The organism is Hymenobacter negativus, from assembly GCF_016056375.1.
GTDB classification, from domain to species: domain Bacteria; phylum Bacteroidota; class Bacteroidia; order Cytophagales; family Hymenobacteraceae; genus Hymenobacter; species Hymenobacter negativus_A.
Genome location: NZ_JAEDAE010000003.1, coordinates 486,654 through 502,556 on the forward strand (window position 1 = coordinate 486,654; position 15,903 = coordinate 502,556).

At 62.4% G+C, this 15,903-nt stretch carries 12 protein-coding genes; 2 read left to right on the forward strand and 10 right to left on the reverse strand.

All coding sequences use genetic code 11. From position 1 onward, the window contains the following. The 6 genes from I7X13_RS10015 to I7X13_RS10040 form a co-directional block, all read right to left on the reverse strand. Positions 1 to 999, reverse strand: a complete 999-nt coding sequence (locus I7X13_RS10015; RefSeq protein ID WP_394368583.1) for an AAA family ATPase — start codon at positions 997 to 999, stop codon at positions 1 to 3. Positions 1,000 to 1,056: 57 nt separating this feature from the next. After that, on the reverse strand, positions 1,057 to 1,320 hold the full coding sequence (locus I7X13_RS10020; protein ID WP_198067897.1) for a hypothetical protein: 264 nt from the start codon (positions 1,318 to 1,320) through the stop codon (positions 1,057 to 1,059). Positions 1,321 to 1,332: 12 nt separating this feature from the next. Further along, positions 1,333 to 2,859 carry a DUF4350 domain-containing protein gene (locus tag I7X13_RS10025; RefSeq protein WP_198075362.1) on the reverse strand — a complete coding sequence of 509 codons (1,527 nt, stop codon included), beginning with the start codon at positions 2,857 to 2,859 and terminating at the stop codon, positions 1,333 to 1,335. 17 nt (positions 2,860 to 2,876) lie between these two features. Beyond that, a complete protein-coding gene (locus tag I7X13_RS21915; protein ID WP_198075363.1) occupies positions 2,877 to 3,653 on the reverse strand; it encodes a DUF4129 domain-containing protein in 777 nt (258 codons plus the stop codon). 71 nt (positions 3,654 to 3,724) lie between these two features. Further along, positions 3,725 to 4,693: a hypothetical protein gene (locus I7X13_RS10035; RefSeq protein WP_198075364.1), complete on the reverse strand. Its 969-nt coding sequence runs from the start codon at positions 4,691 to 4,693 to the stop codon at positions 3,725 to 3,727. Between the two features lie 42 nt (positions 4,694 to 4,735). Beyond that, on the reverse strand, positions 4,736 to 5,710 hold the full coding sequence (locus I7X13_RS10040) for a stage II sporulation protein M (protein ID WP_198067901.1): 975 nt from the start codon (positions 5,708 to 5,710) through the stop codon (positions 4,736 to 4,738). Positions 5,711 to 5,879: 169 nt separating this feature from the next. On the opposite strand from I7X13_RS10040, the gene I7X13_RS10045 reads away from it, so the two are divergent. Then, positions 5,880 to 6,605: an RDD family protein gene (locus I7X13_RS10045; protein ID WP_198075365.1), complete on the forward strand. Its 726-nt coding sequence runs from the start codon at positions 5,880 to 5,882 to the stop codon at positions 6,603 to 6,605. 74 nt (positions 6,606 to 6,679) lie between these two features. On the opposite strand, the gene I7X13_RS10050 is transcribed toward I7X13_RS10045, so the two are convergent. The 3 genes from I7X13_RS10050 to I7X13_RS10060 all read right to left on the reverse strand — a co-directional run bounded on the left by I7X13_RS10050 (position 6,680) and on the right by I7X13_RS10060 (position 13,433). Beyond that, positions 6,680 to 10,240 carry a M36 family metallopeptidase gene (locus tag I7X13_RS10050; protein WP_198075366.1) on the reverse strand — a complete coding sequence of 1,187 codons (3,561 nt, stop codon included), beginning with the start codon at positions 10,238 to 10,240 and terminating at the stop codon, positions 6,680 to 6,682. A gap of 227 nt (positions 10,241 to 10,467) precedes the next feature. Beyond that, positions 10,468 to 12,441 carry a DUF4394 domain-containing protein gene (locus I7X13_RS10055; RefSeq protein WP_198075367.1) on the reverse strand — a complete coding sequence of 658 codons (1,974 nt, stop codon included), beginning with the start codon at positions 12,439 to 12,441 and terminating at the stop codon, positions 10,468 to 10,470. A gap of 278 nt (positions 12,442 to 12,719) precedes the next feature. Further along, positions 12,720 to 13,433: an SDR family oxidoreductase gene (locus I7X13_RS10060; RefSeq protein WP_198075368.1), complete on the reverse strand. Its 714-nt coding sequence runs from the start codon at positions 13,431 to 13,433 to the stop codon at positions 12,720 to 12,722. Between the two features lie 136 nt (positions 13,434 to 13,569). Here I7X13_RS10060 and I7X13_RS10065 point away from each other — a divergent pair, with 136 nt between their 5' ends. Next, on the forward strand, positions 13,570 to 14,103 hold the full coding sequence (locus tag I7X13_RS10065; RefSeq protein ID WP_198075369.1) for a GNAT family N-acetyltransferase: 534 nt from the start codon (positions 13,570 to 13,572) through the stop codon (positions 14,101 to 14,103). Between the two features lie 62 nt (positions 14,104 to 14,165). Here the strand turns inward: I7X13_RS10065 and I7X13_RS10070 are convergent, their stop codons facing one another. Further along, entirely contained in the window at positions 14,166 to 15,704 is a 1,539-nt protein-coding gene (locus tag I7X13_RS10070; RefSeq protein WP_394368584.1) for a carbon-nitrogen hydrolase family protein, read from the reverse strand. Positions 15,705 to 15,903: the final 199 nt, after the last annotated feature.

Consider the following 15,903-nt stretch of genomic DNA (forward strand, 5'->3'; position numbering starts at 1 on the left):
TTACCGCGGCACTTCCACGCTCTGGATAATCTGCTTCACCACCTCATCGGGCGTGCCGCCTTCCATCTCTCGCTCCGGCGTGAGCATGATGCGATGGCGCAGCACGCTGGGGGCCAGAAATTGCACGTCTTCGGGCGTTACGAAGTCGCGGCCGCGTAGGGCGGCCAGGGCTTTGGCACCGTTCAGCAATGCCAATGAGGCGCGGGGCGAGGCGCCCAGATACAGCGACTTGTGCGCCCGCGTCTGGCCCACTAGCTTGGCGATGTATTCCAGAATATTGGCTTCCACACGCTGCTGGCGCACTTGCTGGCGCAACTGGGCCAGGTCGGCGGCGCTCAAGATAGGCTGCACGGCCTCCAAGTTGGTGCTGCCCTGGCCGGAGTGGTGGCCGGTCAGAATCTGCACTTCCTCGGCCAGCGTGGGGTAGCCCACGTGCAGCTTAAACAGGAAACGGTCGAGCTGGGCTTCGGGCAGGCGGTAGGTGCCTTCCTGCTCGATGGGGTTCTGGGTGGCCAGCACCAAGAAGGGCTCCTGCATGGCGTAAGTGGTGCCGTCCTGGGTCACGGTGCGCTCCTCCATCACCTCAAACAGGGCCGATTGCGTCTTGGCCGGCGCGCGGTTGATTTCGTCAATCAGCACCACGCTGGCGAAAATAGGGCCGGGTCGAAACTCGAAATCGGCCTTATTCTGCCGGAAAACCGAAGTGCCCAGCACGTCGCTCGGCATCAAATCGGGGGTAAACTGGATGCGGCTGAACGGCACGGCCAGCGTGCGGGCCAGCAGCTTGGCCATGAGGGTTTTGGCTACGCCGGGCACGCCTTCGAGCAGCACGTGGCCATCGGCCAGCACGGCGGTGAGCAGCAATTCCAGCAAATTGGTCTGGCCGACGATGATTTTGCCGATTTCCGTCCGAATAGCGGCCGTTTTGGTTATGAGGCGGGCAAAGTCGGTGCGCGGGGCGAAGGCGGCTTCGGGCGCGGCAGGGGCTGCGTCAGCCATTTCGGGTGTGGCCGGGGCCGGCGATTGGGGAGTCAGGTCGAGGTTTTCGGGTTCCATCTACAAAGTGCTGGCGTAGCCAAGTAAGGTCTGAGCGGTTTCGTCGTCGGCGCAGGTCTGCCGCAGGTCTGCAAGAATTTTTTTGGCGTATTCGGCCGCAACGAGGTTTTTGTGGTAAAGCTTGAGGTCCTGCAGCAATTCGCTGATATCGTACCAGTCAATATCGGCCAGCAATTCCTTTTCCTGCGCCGAGGCTTGTTTCTTGAACAGGTGATTATCCCAGCGGTACTTGATGAGGACGGCGAGCTTGGCAACGGTGAGCATGGCAGGCATCGGTTAGCGGTGGGCTTCGCGCTTGAAATCAGTCAGCGCCCTGCTTAATTGCAGCAATTGCTGGTCGTTCATCTGCGGAGCGGTACGGGCGAAATTTACCAGCCGCAGCAGCTCATCAACGCGCGGCCGGGCCAGGCCGGATTTCTGGCTGAGCCGCTCCCGGAAGTTCTCATCGCCAAAATCCGGGCTCGTTTCCTGGAAATGCGTGCGCAAATAATCCATAAACAGGCCCACTTTTTTCTCCGCAATCAGGGCGTGGCTGCTGCCCTGGCGGTAAAGGCTGGCCACTGTGCGCGTAAACAGCAGCGTGGTATTGGGTAGCGGCTTGAGCGTGGGAATGATGCGCTGCCGCCGCCGCGCTTCCACCAGCACAAACAGGATTCCGCCGATGATGAGCAGGTACCAGGCCGTATTCAACGCTTCGTGGCCGCTCACGAGGCGCAGCAGCGACTGGTCGCCGAGGCGGCCCTGCTTCTGGTATTCGTCCCACCAGGTAGGCCGGGCGGGCAGGTAGGAGAGGGCCGTGGCCGCAAACTGCGTGCTGGCGGGCCGCAGCACAAACTGGTTGGTGAAGGCAATGGGCACCGAGCACAGGTACACGTGCCCGCGCCCATAGTCGAGGCGCACGAACACGGGGCGGCCCTGCGCATCGGTGGCTAGGGCGCGGCCCACGCGGCCCGAATCCACCACGAAGCGCACGTTGGCATCGCCGCCGGGCAGACGGTAGCGCGGGCAAGCTAAGGCCGGGTTGTTGAAGCGCACCGTCACCGAATCGGGCACGGGCAGGCCGCGCGGGCCGACGTGGGTGGGCAGCTTCACGGTGCGGGTGCGGACGCCCAGCGTATCGAGCAGCGCGCTGGTGGAATCGCCAACGTTTTCGGCCACGATGAACACGTCGTTGCCATTGGCAATAAAGCGCAGCAGGGCGTGGGCATCGGTGGCGCTGGCTTCAAACGTGGTGTTGACGAACAGATAGTTGGCGCGAAGGCTCAACAAGTGCTCAGTAGTCCGGTCGTGCCCTTCCTCGTCATTTTCTTCGTACTCATCTTCCGAAGTCGTGCTACTGTCGGAAGCTACTGCGGCCGTATCAACGACAGGTTCTGCGGGGTATTCGTCGTCTAAACGAGGACCTGAAGAGCCAGATGACTTCGGGTGCGCGCTGGGCAATGGCTGCTTTTCGGCCGGCTGATTAGTGGAATCCGTGATGTCTCTGACATATGCTTTTGTCTGATGGCTGCTGTCTCCCGCCGTGGTGATGGTGCGTGCCTGCGATTCGGCCAGCGCATCGGTTACTTTCAGCGAGATGCCAGTGAGCTGGTTGTAGATGGGCAGGCGCGTGGTCTGAACGGAATCGGTGCCGAGCAGGCGCGGCAGCTGGTCATACAGCACGTAGGTGCCGTAAGGAATTTTGTCCTTGTTGATGAGCGTGGGGCGCCAGTCCACCGGCTTGGGCCGGTAGTATTCCAGCGCCACGTAGGCGCCAAACAGGGCCAGCAAACCCAGCAGATACCAGCGGAAAGTCGAGGTCATAAAGCAGGGAAATTAACTCAGGCGGCACGCCGGGCCGCGGGGCCAGCCACCAGCGTTTGGAAAGCCCGTTGGCCGGCCCGCACCCGCTCATACAGCGGCTCGGACAGCGCCAGCTCGCCGTACCACACAAACTCGAACTGCCGGGTAATTTCGCGAAAGTCGTCCCGGATAGCACCGGTGGGCGGCAATTCGGCCAAGTAAGCGTGATTGGTTTTGTCGGGCTGCCAGTTGATGAGGCCGCGGTCCGACAGTGTTTTTAGCAATTGCAGGTAGCCCAGGCGCACAGCCAGCCGCCAGTTGCCGGCCGCTTCGGCCTCGGCCAGGCGGGTGGCAAAATCCACTTCGTGAATGTTCTCGGCGGCGGTGTCGTAGGCCAGGGGCGCGCGCCGGGGCGAGCGGCCAAACAGGGCCGTGAAGTCGATTTGCAGCAGTTTGAGCACCACAAACACGCCCGCGCCCAGAAACAGCGCATAGAACACCCAGCGCCAGAAGTGGCTGTAGCTGCGGCTGTTCAGCCATTCGATAACCGTTTGCCACACCCGCGCCCAAAACAGGCTCCAGGCGCTTTGCTCGGCGCGGGTGTCGGGCTCCACGTATTGAAACTCGCGCTGCCCGCGCAGCTCCCGCAGGCGGGCGGCATCGGGGCGGCGCTGCTGCGGGGCGGGGCCGGCATCGGGCGGCAGGGGCCAGGTGGCGGCGGGCCGGGCGGGCGCATCGGGCCGGGCGGCCCGGCAAGGGGCGGCCAGCACCAGCAGCAGCAACAAGGCCCGAAGCCAGGAAGAGAAAGCAGCCACGAAGGAAATAGGGAGAAGGAAAGAAGGATGGGGTTTCAGCCAGTTAATCAGGGCTGTCGCCCAAATGAGAGCTAGTATTCGCCTTCGTCATCGGGGCGGTAGTCGGTGTTGTGCACGGGGACGGGAGCCCGACCAAGCTGGTCCACCATTTGGCGCAGGCCGATGCCGTCGCGGCGCTCCACCAGGTTAAAGTACTGGAAGGCAATGGCCAGCAGGATGGGCGGGTAAATCAACAGGTTGAGCACCCCGCCGAGCGTGGTAAGCACAATGAGTAGTACACTGAAGTCTTGGTTGGCGCCGTCGGTGCCCAGCGCGCCGCGCGCCATGCCCAGCGTGAGGCCGCCCGCCATGGCCCCCACCACCGCAAACAAAATCCCGAGCATAAACAACATGATGAATAGCAGGCCGAAAGTCGACCACCACTTGCCCTTAATCAGCTGTAGGCAGCGGCTCAGCGTGGCGCCGAAGCCACTGCCTTCCATCACCTTCACCACAAAAAACAGGCTGAACGCGACAGATAAATAAATGCCCGGTATCGCGAGCAGGAAGAAGCCAATTATAATCAATATCGCCAGCCCGAAATACGACAGGAACGAGCCCAGGAAATGCTCCTTCACTCCCTGCCATACCTCGCCCGGCATGATGGGCTCATTCGTGGGAGCGGGGTGCATGCAGAGCTTCACGTAGCTGTACACGGTGAGCACCAGCAGCGTAGCAAAAGCAAAGCTGACGGATATGTTGAGCCAATACAGAGGCGTGCCCGTCATGCGCCCCATCAGGGCCAGTTGCTCCAGCGCGGCCGTGTTGGGCGAGTAGCGGGTACCGGAGCGCACCGCCCCCAGCGTTTCCTGCAGCATCTGCTGTTGCAGCACGGCGGCCGCCACGCCCCGCAGCAGCGCTGCCGGCAGCACAATGTAGAGCAAGGCCCGCCCCAGGCCCCTCCAGTGGGCGCCGATGAACTCAAACGTAGCCGAAAATTTCTGGCCAAAATCCCGCTGCTGGCGAAAATCAGATTCCTGGGTAAAGGGTAAGCGCGTCATAAAAAGAATGGAAGGGAAGAAATAAAGCCCAGCATGACCGGCCTAGCGGCCCGCCGCAGCTGGTGCGGCCAGCACCGCGCCCTGCCGCCGCAGCCGCCACGGGTACCACCCGAAGTACCACAGAATGAACGCCGCCGAACTGCCGATAATGGCCACGCTGGCCGCCACCGGCATCTCGGTGTGGCGCGTCACGAAGCTTTCGAGAAAGCCGGCCAGCATAAAAATGGGCACCAGCCCCAGCGCCAGCTTGCCGCCCTCGCGGGCCGCGTGCCGAAACGACTCGGCCCGGCTGTGCGTGCCCGGAAACAAGATGCCCTGGGCCATAACAAAGCCCGCACCGCCGGCCAGCACAATGGCCGAAATTTCCAGCGTGCCGTGAATCCAGATGGTGAGCACCGAAGCGGCCAGGACATGCTGCTGGTAGAAAAAATACTGAAACGAGCCCAGCATTAGGCCGTTGTAGAACAGCGCCGCGCCCGTGCCCAACCCCGCCGTGATGCCCATGGCAAAAGCCGTGAGTGCCACCTTGATGTTGTTGAAAGTAATGAAGAGGAACATCGACGTTTCCTCGTCGCTCTTGTAAATGGCCATCGGGTCGCCCCGATGAATGTTTTCCAGCGTCTGGTTCACATAATTGTCGCCCAGAATGCTGCGCACGAAGGTGTCGTCATACGCCGCCGAAAGGGCACCCAGGGCCGTGCACAGCACAAAAAATAGCAGCGTCCAGGCCAGCACGCCCTGATGGCGGCTTACCACCAGCGGCAGCTCGCGCGCCCAGAAGTGGCCGAAACGGCCCCTGGCCTCGGCTTTGTTCTTGTAAATGGCCTGGTGCAGCTTGCCCGTGAGTGTGTTGAGGTAGGCCGTGGTGGGCGACTCCGGGTAAAAGGTTTGGGCGTAGGCCAGGTCATCGGTCAGGGCTACGAAGCGGGCAGCCAGCTCGTCGGGATTGGTGGCGGGCGTGGTTTCGTACTGCTGCCAGCGGGCCTGATTTTGCCGCAGGAAAAGGGCTTCGCGCATGGGGCGTGGAATAGGACCTTAAAGGTAGCAAAAGCGGCGATAGTAGCAGAATATCAGAAAAAAAGAGGCCGGGCTGCGTGCGCTGTCTGGCTGGTTATATGCCCGGGTTCGCCGTACTTTTCGCGGCCGAATCTTGGACCCACATTATCCCGCTACCGCCGGCCCATTTATGAGCACCATTCGCATTCAGACTACCCAAAACGTTTCGTTAGAATATGAAATTGCCAGCGCCGGCGACCGCATTCTGGCGTCGCTTATCGACTATGGCCTGTATTTCGTGTGGTTTATCGCTTGGAGCGTGCTCAACGGTGAGTATCACCTCAGCCCCGGCGGACGGGCGGGCCAGGTGATACCTCTGCTACCCACTACCTTCTACATGCTGGCCTGCGAGGTGTTTTTCAACGGCCAGACGCTGGGCAAAAAAGCCCGCGGCCTGCGCGTGGTGCGGCTGGACGGTACCCGTGCCGGCCTCGGCGACTACCTGCTGCGGTGGCTGCTGCGGCCCATCGAAATTGTGGCTACCTCGGGCGTGGTGGCCCTGATTACCATCCTGCTCAATGGCCGGGGCCAGCGCCTAGGCGACCTCGCCGCTGGCACCACCGTCATCAGCCTCACAAAGCGGCCCAGCTATGCCACGCCCCTGGCTGGCGAGGTGGCGGCCATTGCGGGCTACCAGCCGGTCTTTACGCAGGCCGCCGCCCTGACCGACCACGACGTGGCGCTCATCCGCAAGTTGCTTTACCATGGCAGCAAGCAGGAGAATTACTTGTTGCTGAACGAAGTGGCAAATAAGGTGAAAGCCATTACCGGCATTCAAACCAGTTTGCAGGACGGCCCATTTTTGAAAACCATTCTGCGTGACCACGCCCATCTGGCGGTGCACGGTTCCGTTTAAGCTCCGGAAATAAATCCCACAAAAAAGGCCCGCTGAATTTCAGCGGGCCTTTTTTGTGAGGGGCTAACCGGCGGTTATTCCCGCTCTACGCGCAGCATGGTGGCGCTGCCGTCGGGCAGTTGCAGGCGCACCAGGTAGAGGCCGGCGCGCAGGGCGGCGGCTTCGTTCCAGGTGAGGGTGCTGGTGCCAGCGGCCACACGGTCTACGGTGCGGTGCAGCAGCAGGCGGCCGGCCACATCATAGAGGTCGAGGTCCATCTTGGGCTGGGCCGAAGGCAGGTTCAGGCGGAGCTGCAGGCCCTGCGAGCCGAAGGGGTTGGGCTGGGCCGTGAACTCGCTGGCCTGGGCGAGGCCGGTTTTCTGAGCGGTTGTGGTATTGGTGGTCAGGTAGGTGGTCACGGTCTGGGTGCTTTGCAGCACGTTGGAACCGTTGCGAAGCTCCACAATCTGATTGCCGCCACAGCCATTGATAACCTGGATATCGTCAATGAACCAGCCCTCGAAAGTGCCGGGGCTGCCGTTGTCGGTGCGGGTGCGGAAGCGCACGAGCATCGGCATGCCCGCGAAGGAGCGCAGGTCGAGCGCCGAGCGGATGAAACCGGCGGTGCCGGTCACGCTCCGGCCCGAGAAGCATTTCTGGCCGGGGGCCGTGGTGCTGGCATCGAAGGTGCTGTTGTAGCCATTCTGAATCCAGAGGGTGGCCGGGTTCTGCCAGGTGGTGCCGTTGTTGGTGGATATTTCCACGGTGCCGCCGTCGTAGCTGCCCTCAAAGTCGAAATAGTGGTAGAACGAGAGCACCGACAGGCCCGTGGGCGTGAACGGGGTCGAGGTCAGCACGAAATCGGTGGGGATGGCCGGAGCCGTGGCCCACCACGAGGTGGTGCCGCTGTTGGCGTGGGCCGTGCTGGTGGTCCAGGTGGAAGTGCCGGTGATGGGCTGCGCAGCGAAGCCGCCGGTCGTGTTGGCTTCCCGGTTGTCGTTTACGGGCGTAACCGGCGCGCAGGCACTGGCCGCCGCCGCCTGGCCCAGGAAGCGCAGCGTGCGCGTCTGGCCCGGCGCCGTGAACGTAATGTTGCTGAACGTGACCTTGTTGCCCACGAGCGTGCCGCCGGTGGTGCTGCTCACGAACTGCATGCCCGTGGGCAGCTCGTCGGTGAGGGTGTAAGGAGCGGTGGGCACGCTGCAATTGCAGGCCAGCTTGTACTCGTTGGTGAAGGTGTTGCCGGAAACCAGCGGCGTCACTTTTTGCAGCGTCACGGGCGGCGGCATGTCGAAGGCCGCCGTTTGGTCGGTGGCGCTGCCCGAAGAGCCTTCCACGGCGCTGTAGCCCATGCCGCGGCGGGCAAACGCGTTCCAAATGGTGCAGTGGTACTGGCCCTGGTAGAGCAGCGAATCGGCAGCCAGGATGGCGTCGCGGGCGTCGAGGAAGCCGGGCTGGCAGGGCTGGAGCTTCATGCCTTGCAACACCAGCTGCATGGCAATGTTGTTGCCGCCGTTGGCGGCTCCGTTATACAGGTTGGGCTCGATGCGGCCGCGTTGCTGGATGATGTTCCAGGTCATGTCCCACAGGGCAGCGCACCAGATTTCGCCAATGGCGTGTACTTCGGGGTTGGTGGCCACGTTGGCGTAGGTCAGCGGGTTTACCGTGAGGTTGGTGGAGTAGGGGTAGCGGCGGATGCCGCTGCCGGTGGCCGTCTGGCCAGAGGCGTAGGTGCCTACGGGGCGGGCGTTGGGGCCGTCGGTGAGGGCCGCCGTGGTCCAGTCGGTGGTCAGCATCAGGGCCAGGTAGTCGCTCCAGCCTTCGCCGCCTTGCTCGGCATTGTTGAGGCAGCTGCTGTTGGCGGGGCCGCCCGTGAGGCGGGTGCTCACGCCGTGGCCGTACTCGTGCACCATTACGCCGTTGTCGAAGTCACCATCCAGCATTGGGCCGGGCGCTGGCGCGCGGGGCAGGGTAACTTGGATGTTGTTGGTAATCTGAGCAACCAGGGTGGCCCCGTCGGCCTGCGAAATCATTACCGAAGGAATGGTAACCGTGTTGTCGCTGCCACCCATTACCGAAGGCGCACCGGCCACGTTGTTTACCACAATGGCGGCGGTGGCACCGGCCAGTTGGGCATTTTTCACTTTCACCGAGAAATTGCAGCTACCCCGGTAAATCAGCGCGATTTTGCCGGTGAGCGCCGTGGCGGTAGTGGCGGTGCAGCCCAAGTTACCCGCGTCGTTGTACAGCGCCAGTTGGCCCGAAATAGGACCCAGCGTGGCAAGGCTGTTGTTGGTGCTGAAACCGCCTTCCACGGCCGGATAGCTGCCGGCCACGGTGCTAGGGGCCGTCACTATCAGCGAATAAGATGGCGTGGCGGCACTCCAGAGGTACATCTGCATGCGGCCGCTGCTGCCGTCGGCCGGCGTGCTGAAGTTGGCATTGTTGGTGCCGAGGCCGTCCTGGGCTTCGGCTTTCACGTAGTCGTTGCCGCTGCCGCCCCGGCCCATGTTATCGGCCTGGAAGTTACCGGCAGCCTCCGTGAAGCCGTACTGGTAAGTGATGTCGTGGATGATGTTGTTCCAGTAGAACAGGTTGGTAACGGCCGCGTTGCGGTTGGTAGTGCCGCCGGGCGCCAGGGTGAAATCGGGCGTGTAGTTGAAGCTGAGGGCAGGGGCTGCCGTCGTCGAGTTGGCGTAGTTGCCGGGCGCGTTGGTGTTGGCGGCGTCGTCGTAGGCGGCCACGTTGTTGCCCCGCGTGAAGGCGTAGTTGGTGGTGCCGTCGAAGTTCCAGCCGTAGGTGGTGGCGTTGTTGGTGGCCCCGGCTTTCAGCCACGGGTCGGTATCGGTCTGAACGCCGGTGGCCGTGGGCCGCTCCCGGGGGAAGGGAATTACCAGAAACGATGTCGAGGTGGTAGTGGGCGGCGGCGGGGGAAGGAACTGGGCGGCCTTCGCAACCGTGGCCACTGCGCCTTTAGTGGCCACAGCAGCGGGCCGGGCGTGAGGGGCAGCGGCTTCGCTCACGGTCCAGTTGTCCTGGCTCACGATGGCACCCGAGGCGGCATCTACCCGCACGTTCCACCAGTCGGGCGAGCCGAGCAGGTCGACGTTCACGTTCCAAGTCAGGTGGGCCTTGCCGGCCTCATCAAATGCCCAGGTTAGGCTGGCCACAATGTCTTGCCGGGCCACGCCGCTGGCGGCGAAGGTCTGGCGGGCTTCGGGGCCACTCTCTTCCGTGAGGCGGAGTGGGGTAGCGGCGAAGGGACGGTCCAGATGCTGCAAGGCGCGGCTCACGGCCACCGCAGCCGTGATGGCCGGTGTGGCGGGCACGCCCGCAAACTGCTTGGCCGGCACAAACGCTCCGGTGTGCGAGGCCAGGCGGCTGCCCACAAACGCCAGCGACTGAATCTTGTTAAAGACCGGAATTCCCTGGTATAGCTGCTGCACGTACATGTGCTCCAGGCCGTTGGCATCGGCGTAGGCACTGCTCATGCGCAGGTCGGCGGGCGCAAAGCCGGGGCCTGCCCACTGGCTGCGCACGGCCAAGGCTTTCTCCATGGCCTGCTGGGGGGCAAGGGACTGCGCGTGTAGCGCAGTCAGCGGCAGCAGGCCGAGCAGGGCCAAGCTGAGCTTTTGAAAGGTAAAAGGTTTACTCACGGGCAAAAAATAGGTAGTGATGAAACGTTATGAAGCTCGGAAAACTAAAAGTACAACATTCAAGGTGTTCCCCGATGATGGCAGGCAAACCATTGTCCTTAAATGACTAAAACTTATTCTTTTTGAGAAGGATTTAACGCCCGGAAAGAAGGAAAGCCCCGCCGAATAATTTCGGCGGGGCTTTTTCATAAGGAGGCTTGTAAGTGTGGCTAAGCCGTTGAGCAGGGTTATTCTATCACCAGCTGGCGGGTGGCGGCGGGCTGGCCATCCACCACGAGGCGCATCAGGTACAAGCCGGGCTTGGCAGTGCCGGCTTCCCAACGCAGTTCCTGCGGCCCGGCCGGCAGCGCCGCCGATGGCACGGTTGCCACACGACGGCCCAGGGCATCAACCACGCTTAGTTCGACCTGGCCGGGGCGGGCCATATTAAAGGCCAGCGCAGTGCGGCCATGGGTTGGGTTGGGGTACAGGCTCAGCCCGGCCACCAGGTCGGCGCGGTCGCGCACGGCCGTATTCACACCAGCCGGGCCAGCCACGGCTATGTCGCGGGCCGCCAGGCCATTGCCGATGGCGCCTACCAGCGTGGTGGCGCCCGTGGTCAGGTTCACGGTGTAAAGGTTGGTGTTGGCCGTGGTGCCGGGGTTCGCTACTAGGTAGGCTGTGTTGGTACCGGCCACCGGCGAGTAAATATCCATGTCCAGGCTGGACGCCGTGGCATTAGCCGTAATGCCCGAGGTTCCCACCGTGTTCAGGGTGCCGTTGTTCGGCGGGTTTTGGGTGGTGAGGATGTTCAGGCTCAGGTCGTAATTGTAGAGAGTAGTAGCGGTGGCAAGGGGGCCGGCCACGCTGTTGGTGTAGGCCACGGCCCCAATGTTGGGCGTGGCAGCGGCGTTGGCATCGGTGGTCGCGTAGGCCAGCTGGGTATCGGTGGCGGCAACGGTGCCATCGTTGGGGTTGAGGCGGTAGTTTGCGCGGTTAGATGAGGTTACGCGAATGCGGTCCACCGTCGGGTTGAAGTCGAAACCAACTTTGCCGGTGCCCAACTCCAGGCGAATAGCCGAGCCGATAGGCGTGGCCACCCCCGTTACCGCACTTATCGAATACACTTGTGCATTCAGCCCGGGCGTGGCCAGCGCCGCATCGTAGCCCAGGGCGAAGAGCGTATTAGTAAATGGCCGCACATCCAGGCCCACCAGGGTTTGGGTAGCGGCTACGCCTGTGATGCCCAGCGAGGTGCGAATGGTGCCCGGCAGCGCCGTATCAAACGTCAGCAGGTTCGTGCCCGACAGGGCGTAGGCCAGGTTGCCGGTCACGGTGGCTGGCACCGTGCGCGTGATTTGCAGTGCAATGTCCGTGACCGGTGGCGTGAGGTTGCCGCCGATGGCCCCCACCAGCGTGGTGGCACCCGTGGCGAGATTCACGGTGTAAAGACTGCTGTTGGTGGTGCCCGGCGTCACGTTGGGCAGGGCCGTGAGGTAGCCCACATTGGCCCCCGTGCTGGTATTAAAGTAAATGTCGAGGTCGGAGCTGCCGAAATTTGCGAAGCCCAGTGCGCCCACCGTATTCAGGGTGCCGTTGTTGGGCGGGATTTGGGTGGTCAGGCGGGCATTGGCCTCGTCTACGTCGTAGAGGGTAGTGGCCGAGGCTCCGATGTAGCTGTTGGTGTAGGCCACGGCCCCAATGCCGGGCGTTTGGGCGGCGTTGGGGTCGGTGGTGGCGTAGGCCAGGTTGGTGTCGGTGGCGGCCAGGGCGCCGTTGTTGGGGTTCAGCCGGAAGTTGGTGTTGTTGCTGCCCGTAACCCGGATGCGGTCCACGGTCGGGTTAAAATCGAAGCCGATGCGGGCGGTGTTGGTGCCCAGGTTCAGCGTGAGCAGCGGGCCCACGGCCGTGAGCGCGCCGGTGGTCACGTTCAGGGTGTAGAGCTGCACTTGCGTAGTAGCCGCGGCGTAGCCCAGTGCGAACAGCTGGCCGGTGTTGGGGCGGCTGTCCAAGCCCACCAGGGTTTGACCGGTGCCCAGTCCGGTGATGGCCGTAGTAGCCGTGTACGTGCCCGGAGCTGTGGCCTGAAACGTGACAAGATTGGTGGCGGTGGTTGACGTTTGCAGGCCGAAAACTGTTTGGGCGTGGCCTGGGGCAGCATTCAGCAATAAAAGCCCGGCTGTAGCCGCTGCCAGCCATTGGGAAGTAGAACGGTGTTGCATAACAAGAGGTGTTTTGTGAAGAGTTGATGAACTGTATTGAGTTACGAAGACAAACCCAAAGCAGATTGATTTTAATGGCATTTTAATTCAAGTAGTTACCTTATAAAAGTCCAGTCTATCTCCCTAATTCACCCCAAACGAAAAGCCCCCTACTGCCCGGCAGGCGGACAGTAGGGGGCAAATGCAACGGTGTCTTTGCCGCGTCTTACCAACGCTGGCCCTGCTTCAGACCAAAGCCGCGTAGTTGCTGCTCTAAACCAGTGCGGCGCGCCCGGCGGCTACCACGGCACGGGCTTGCCCTGCCAGGTCACGAAGCTGCCGTTTTCCTCGGCATGCAGCTGCTCGGCCATGCGAATGATGCCGCGGGCCGAGTCGGCGGGCTCCTGGGTGGCGTGGTCGCCGCCCATGTCGGTGCGCATCCAGCCCGGGTCCACCAGCACCGAAATCAAACCCATATGGCCGATTTCGGCCGCCAGACTGCGCATGTACATGTTCAGGGCGGCCTTGCTGGCGCTGTAGTGGTAGGGGTCCCCGGTGGCTTTCCACGTCAGCGAGCCCTGCCCCGACGAGATGCTGAGAATGCGTCCCTTGCGCCCGGCGCGCAGCAGCGGCAGCAGCGCCTGCGACACCAGCAGCGGCCCAATGGCATTCACCTGCATGGTTTCCATGGCGTCGTCGTGGGTGAGTTGGCCCAGGCGCTGGTGGGCGTCGCCGGAGCCCGCGTGCGGGTACACCCCGGCGTTGTTGATGAGCACATCGAGGCCATCGGTGGCGGCCTGCACGGTTTGCACGGCCGCCGCGATGGACGCCGCATCGGTTACGTCGAGGGGCAGCAGCACGAGGCGGTCGGCGTACTGTTGCTTCAGGGATTGCAGCTCGGCGGCCTGGGCAGGCTGCCGGCTGGCGGCGAATACCTGGTCGCCGCGCTCCAGGTACTGGCGGGTAAGTTCGAGGCCCAGGCCCCGGTTGGCTCCGGTGATGAAAACGCGCATGAGGTGTTCTATAGTGGTAAGTGAGAAGAGCAGTAAGGCAAACGAATGCGCAGTTTACATACAAAAGCCCATCCCGCCATAGGAGTAGCTCCTTTGAGCCGCCCGTTTCTGTCCGAATTGTTTTCTTGCGACCCTTATGACCCCACTTATCACTTCCCTCAGCGCTGCCGAAGCCCAGGCGCTGCTGCCCCAGCTCCACGAGCTACTGCACGATGCCGTCGACTCTGGCGCTTCCGTCGGTTTCCTGCCTCCGCTGCCGGCTGCTGAAAGCCAGGACTACTGGCAGAGCGTTATCAACGCTGTTGAGGATGGGCACCGCGTGTTGCTGGTGGCCCGCCCGCCCGGCTCCGATGACCTCCTCGCCACCGTGCAGCTCGACCTGGCCACCCGCCCTAACTCCCTGCTCCGCGCCGAAGTATCGAAGCTGCTGGTGCACCGGCGGGCGCGCCGCCAGGGCCTGGCCCGGCAGCTACTCGTGGCCCTGGAAGACCACGCCCGCACGCTGGGCCGCACCACGCTGGTGCTCGACACCCGCCTGGGCGACATTGCCGAGCAGCTTTATCAATCAATTGGTTACGTATTTGTAGGCGCTATCCCCGCGTATTTTATCAACTTCGACGGACAGCCCCACGCGACGGCGGTGTACTATAAATTATTAACTGCCAAATAAAGAAAGAAGGCGGCAGTCATCCGAATGACTGCCGCCTTTTAAGCTAACGAAATACCAAAACCCTACCCCGCTGCGATGGCCTTGCGGCGCGAGTTGGTGCTGGGCCGGCGCTCCTCGCCCTGGGCCAGCAGCTCGTCGTCGCGCTCGGTTTTCTTCACCCAGCTCACCGAGTACAGGTCCTTGCGGCGGTCGCGCAGATTGCGCACCGCGCCGCTGGTGTTCAGGTCTTTGAGTAGGTCGAGGTCGAGGTCGGCGATGAGGGTCATCTCCGTGTTGGGTGTAGCCTCGGCCACGATGGCATCGTGCGGAAAGGCGAAGTCGGAGGGGCTGAACACGGCCGACTGCGAATATTGAATGTCCATGTTCTCGATGCGGGGCAAGTTGCCCACCGAGCCGGTGATGGCCACGTAGCACTCGTTTTCGATGGCGCGGGCCTGGGCACAGAGGCGCACGCGCTGGTACGAGTTTTTGGTATCGGTCCAGAAGGGCACGAACAGGATTTTCATGCCCTCGTCGCTCAGCATACGGCTCAGCTCTGGGAACTCCACGTCGTAGCACACCAGAATGCCGATTTTGCCAAAATCCGTGTCGAAGCATTTCAGCTTGTCGCCGCCGCGCATGCCCCAGTAGCTGGCCTCGTCGGGCGTTACGTGCAGCTTGTACTGCTCGTCCATGGTACCATCGCGGCGGCAGAGGAAGGCCACGTTGTGCAGCTTCTCGTTCTCGTACACCGGCATCGAGCCGGCCACAATGTTGATGTTGTAGCTCACGGCCAGCTCCATCATCTTGGCCTTGATGGGCTCGGTGAAGGCCGCCATCGCCCGGATGGCCACCGCCGGCGAGTCCTCGTTGGTGAGGGCCATCAGCGGAGCGTTGAAAAACTCCGGAAACAGCACGCAGTCAGCCTTGTAACCGCTCACGGTGTCCACAAAGAACTCAATTTGCTGCAATAGGTCTTCCAGCGAGCGGGTGGCACGCATCTGCCACTGCACAATGCCAATGCGTACATTCGATTTAGTATTGCCGATGAGCTTTTCCGACTCCTCGTAATACACGTTAATCCACTCCAGTAGTGTAGCATAAGCCTTTGATTCCGAGTCGTAAGGCAGGTAGCCGCGGATGATTTTACGGACGTAAAACTCGTTCGAGAGCTGGAACGTGAGGATGGGGTCGACCAGCTCCTTGTTGCGCACCATCTCCACGTACTTGGCCGGCGTCAGCTCGTTGGCATACGCGGCGTAGCCGGGAATGCGGCCACCAGCTACCATGGCGCGCAGGTTCAGGTTCTCGCACAGCTCCTTGCGGGCGTCGTAGAGGCGGCGGCCCAGGCGCAGCGAGCGGTATTCGGGGTCCACGAATACGTCAACGCCGTAGAGCGTATCGCCATCGTCGTCGTGGGTGTCGAACTTGCCGTTGCCCGTGATTTTGGCGTAGGTATGCTTATCACCGAACTTAGTGTAATCCACGATGATGGCCAGGGCAGCGGCCACCAGCCGGCCGTTGTCCTCGATGCCAATCTGGCCTTCCGGAAACTTACGGAGCAGGGCCGCAAACTCGTCGGCCGCCCAGGCGCCTTCCATGTTGGAATACACCTTATCCATAATTTCCTTGATGGCCTTAAAATCGGAGCGGCGCAGCGTGCGCAGCACCAGCTTGTGAGCCGGCACGGCGGTGGGCGTGAGGCGCTCGGCAGCTAGGGCCGGGGCGGGCTTGCCCACTTTTTTGGCGTGCGCGCCACCGGGAGCGGCTTTGCCGTTGGAGGCCGCAGACGCGGCAGATTTGCCGTTGGAAGAAGTTGCC

Coding starts and splice junctions, on each gene's coding strand:
- I7X13_RS10015 (WP_394368583.1), bottom strand. CDS start 999: ATGGCTGACGCAGCCCCTGCCGCGCCCGAAGCCGCCTTCGCCCCGCGC.
- I7X13_RS10020 (WP_198067897.1), bottom strand. CDS start 1,320: ATGCTCACCGTTGCCAAGCTCGCCGTCCTCATCAAGTACCGCTGGGAT.
- I7X13_RS10025 (WP_198075362.1), bottom strand. CDS start 2,859: ATGACCTCGACTTTCCGCTGGTATCTGCTGGGTTTGCTGGCCCTGTTT.
- I7X13_RS10035 (WP_198075364.1), bottom strand. CDS start 4,693: ATGACGCGCTTACCCTTTACCCAGGAATCTGATTTTCGCCAGCAGCGG.
- I7X13_RS10040 (WP_198067901.1), bottom strand. CDS start 5,710: ATGCGCGAAGCCCTTTTCCTGCGGCAAAATCAGGCCCGCTGGCAGCAG.
- I7X13_RS10045 (WP_198075365.1), top strand. CDS start 5,880: ATGAGCACCATTCGCATTCAGACTACCCAAAACGTTTCGTTAGAATAT.
- I7X13_RS10055 (WP_198075367.1), bottom strand. CDS start 12,441: ATGCAACACCGTTCTACTTCCCAATGGCTGGCAGCGGCTACAGCCGGG.
- I7X13_RS10060 (WP_198075368.1), bottom strand. CDS start 13,433: ATGCGCGTTTTCATCACCGGAGCCAACCGGGGCCTGGGCCTCGAACTT.
- I7X13_RS10065 (WP_198075369.1), top strand. CDS start 13,570: ATGACCCCACTTATCACTTCCCTCAGCGCTGCCGAAGCCCAGGCGCTG.
- I7X13_RS10070 (WP_394368584.1), bottom strand. CDS start 15,704: ATGGATAAGGTGTATTCCAACATGGAAGGCGCCTGGGCGGCCGACGAG.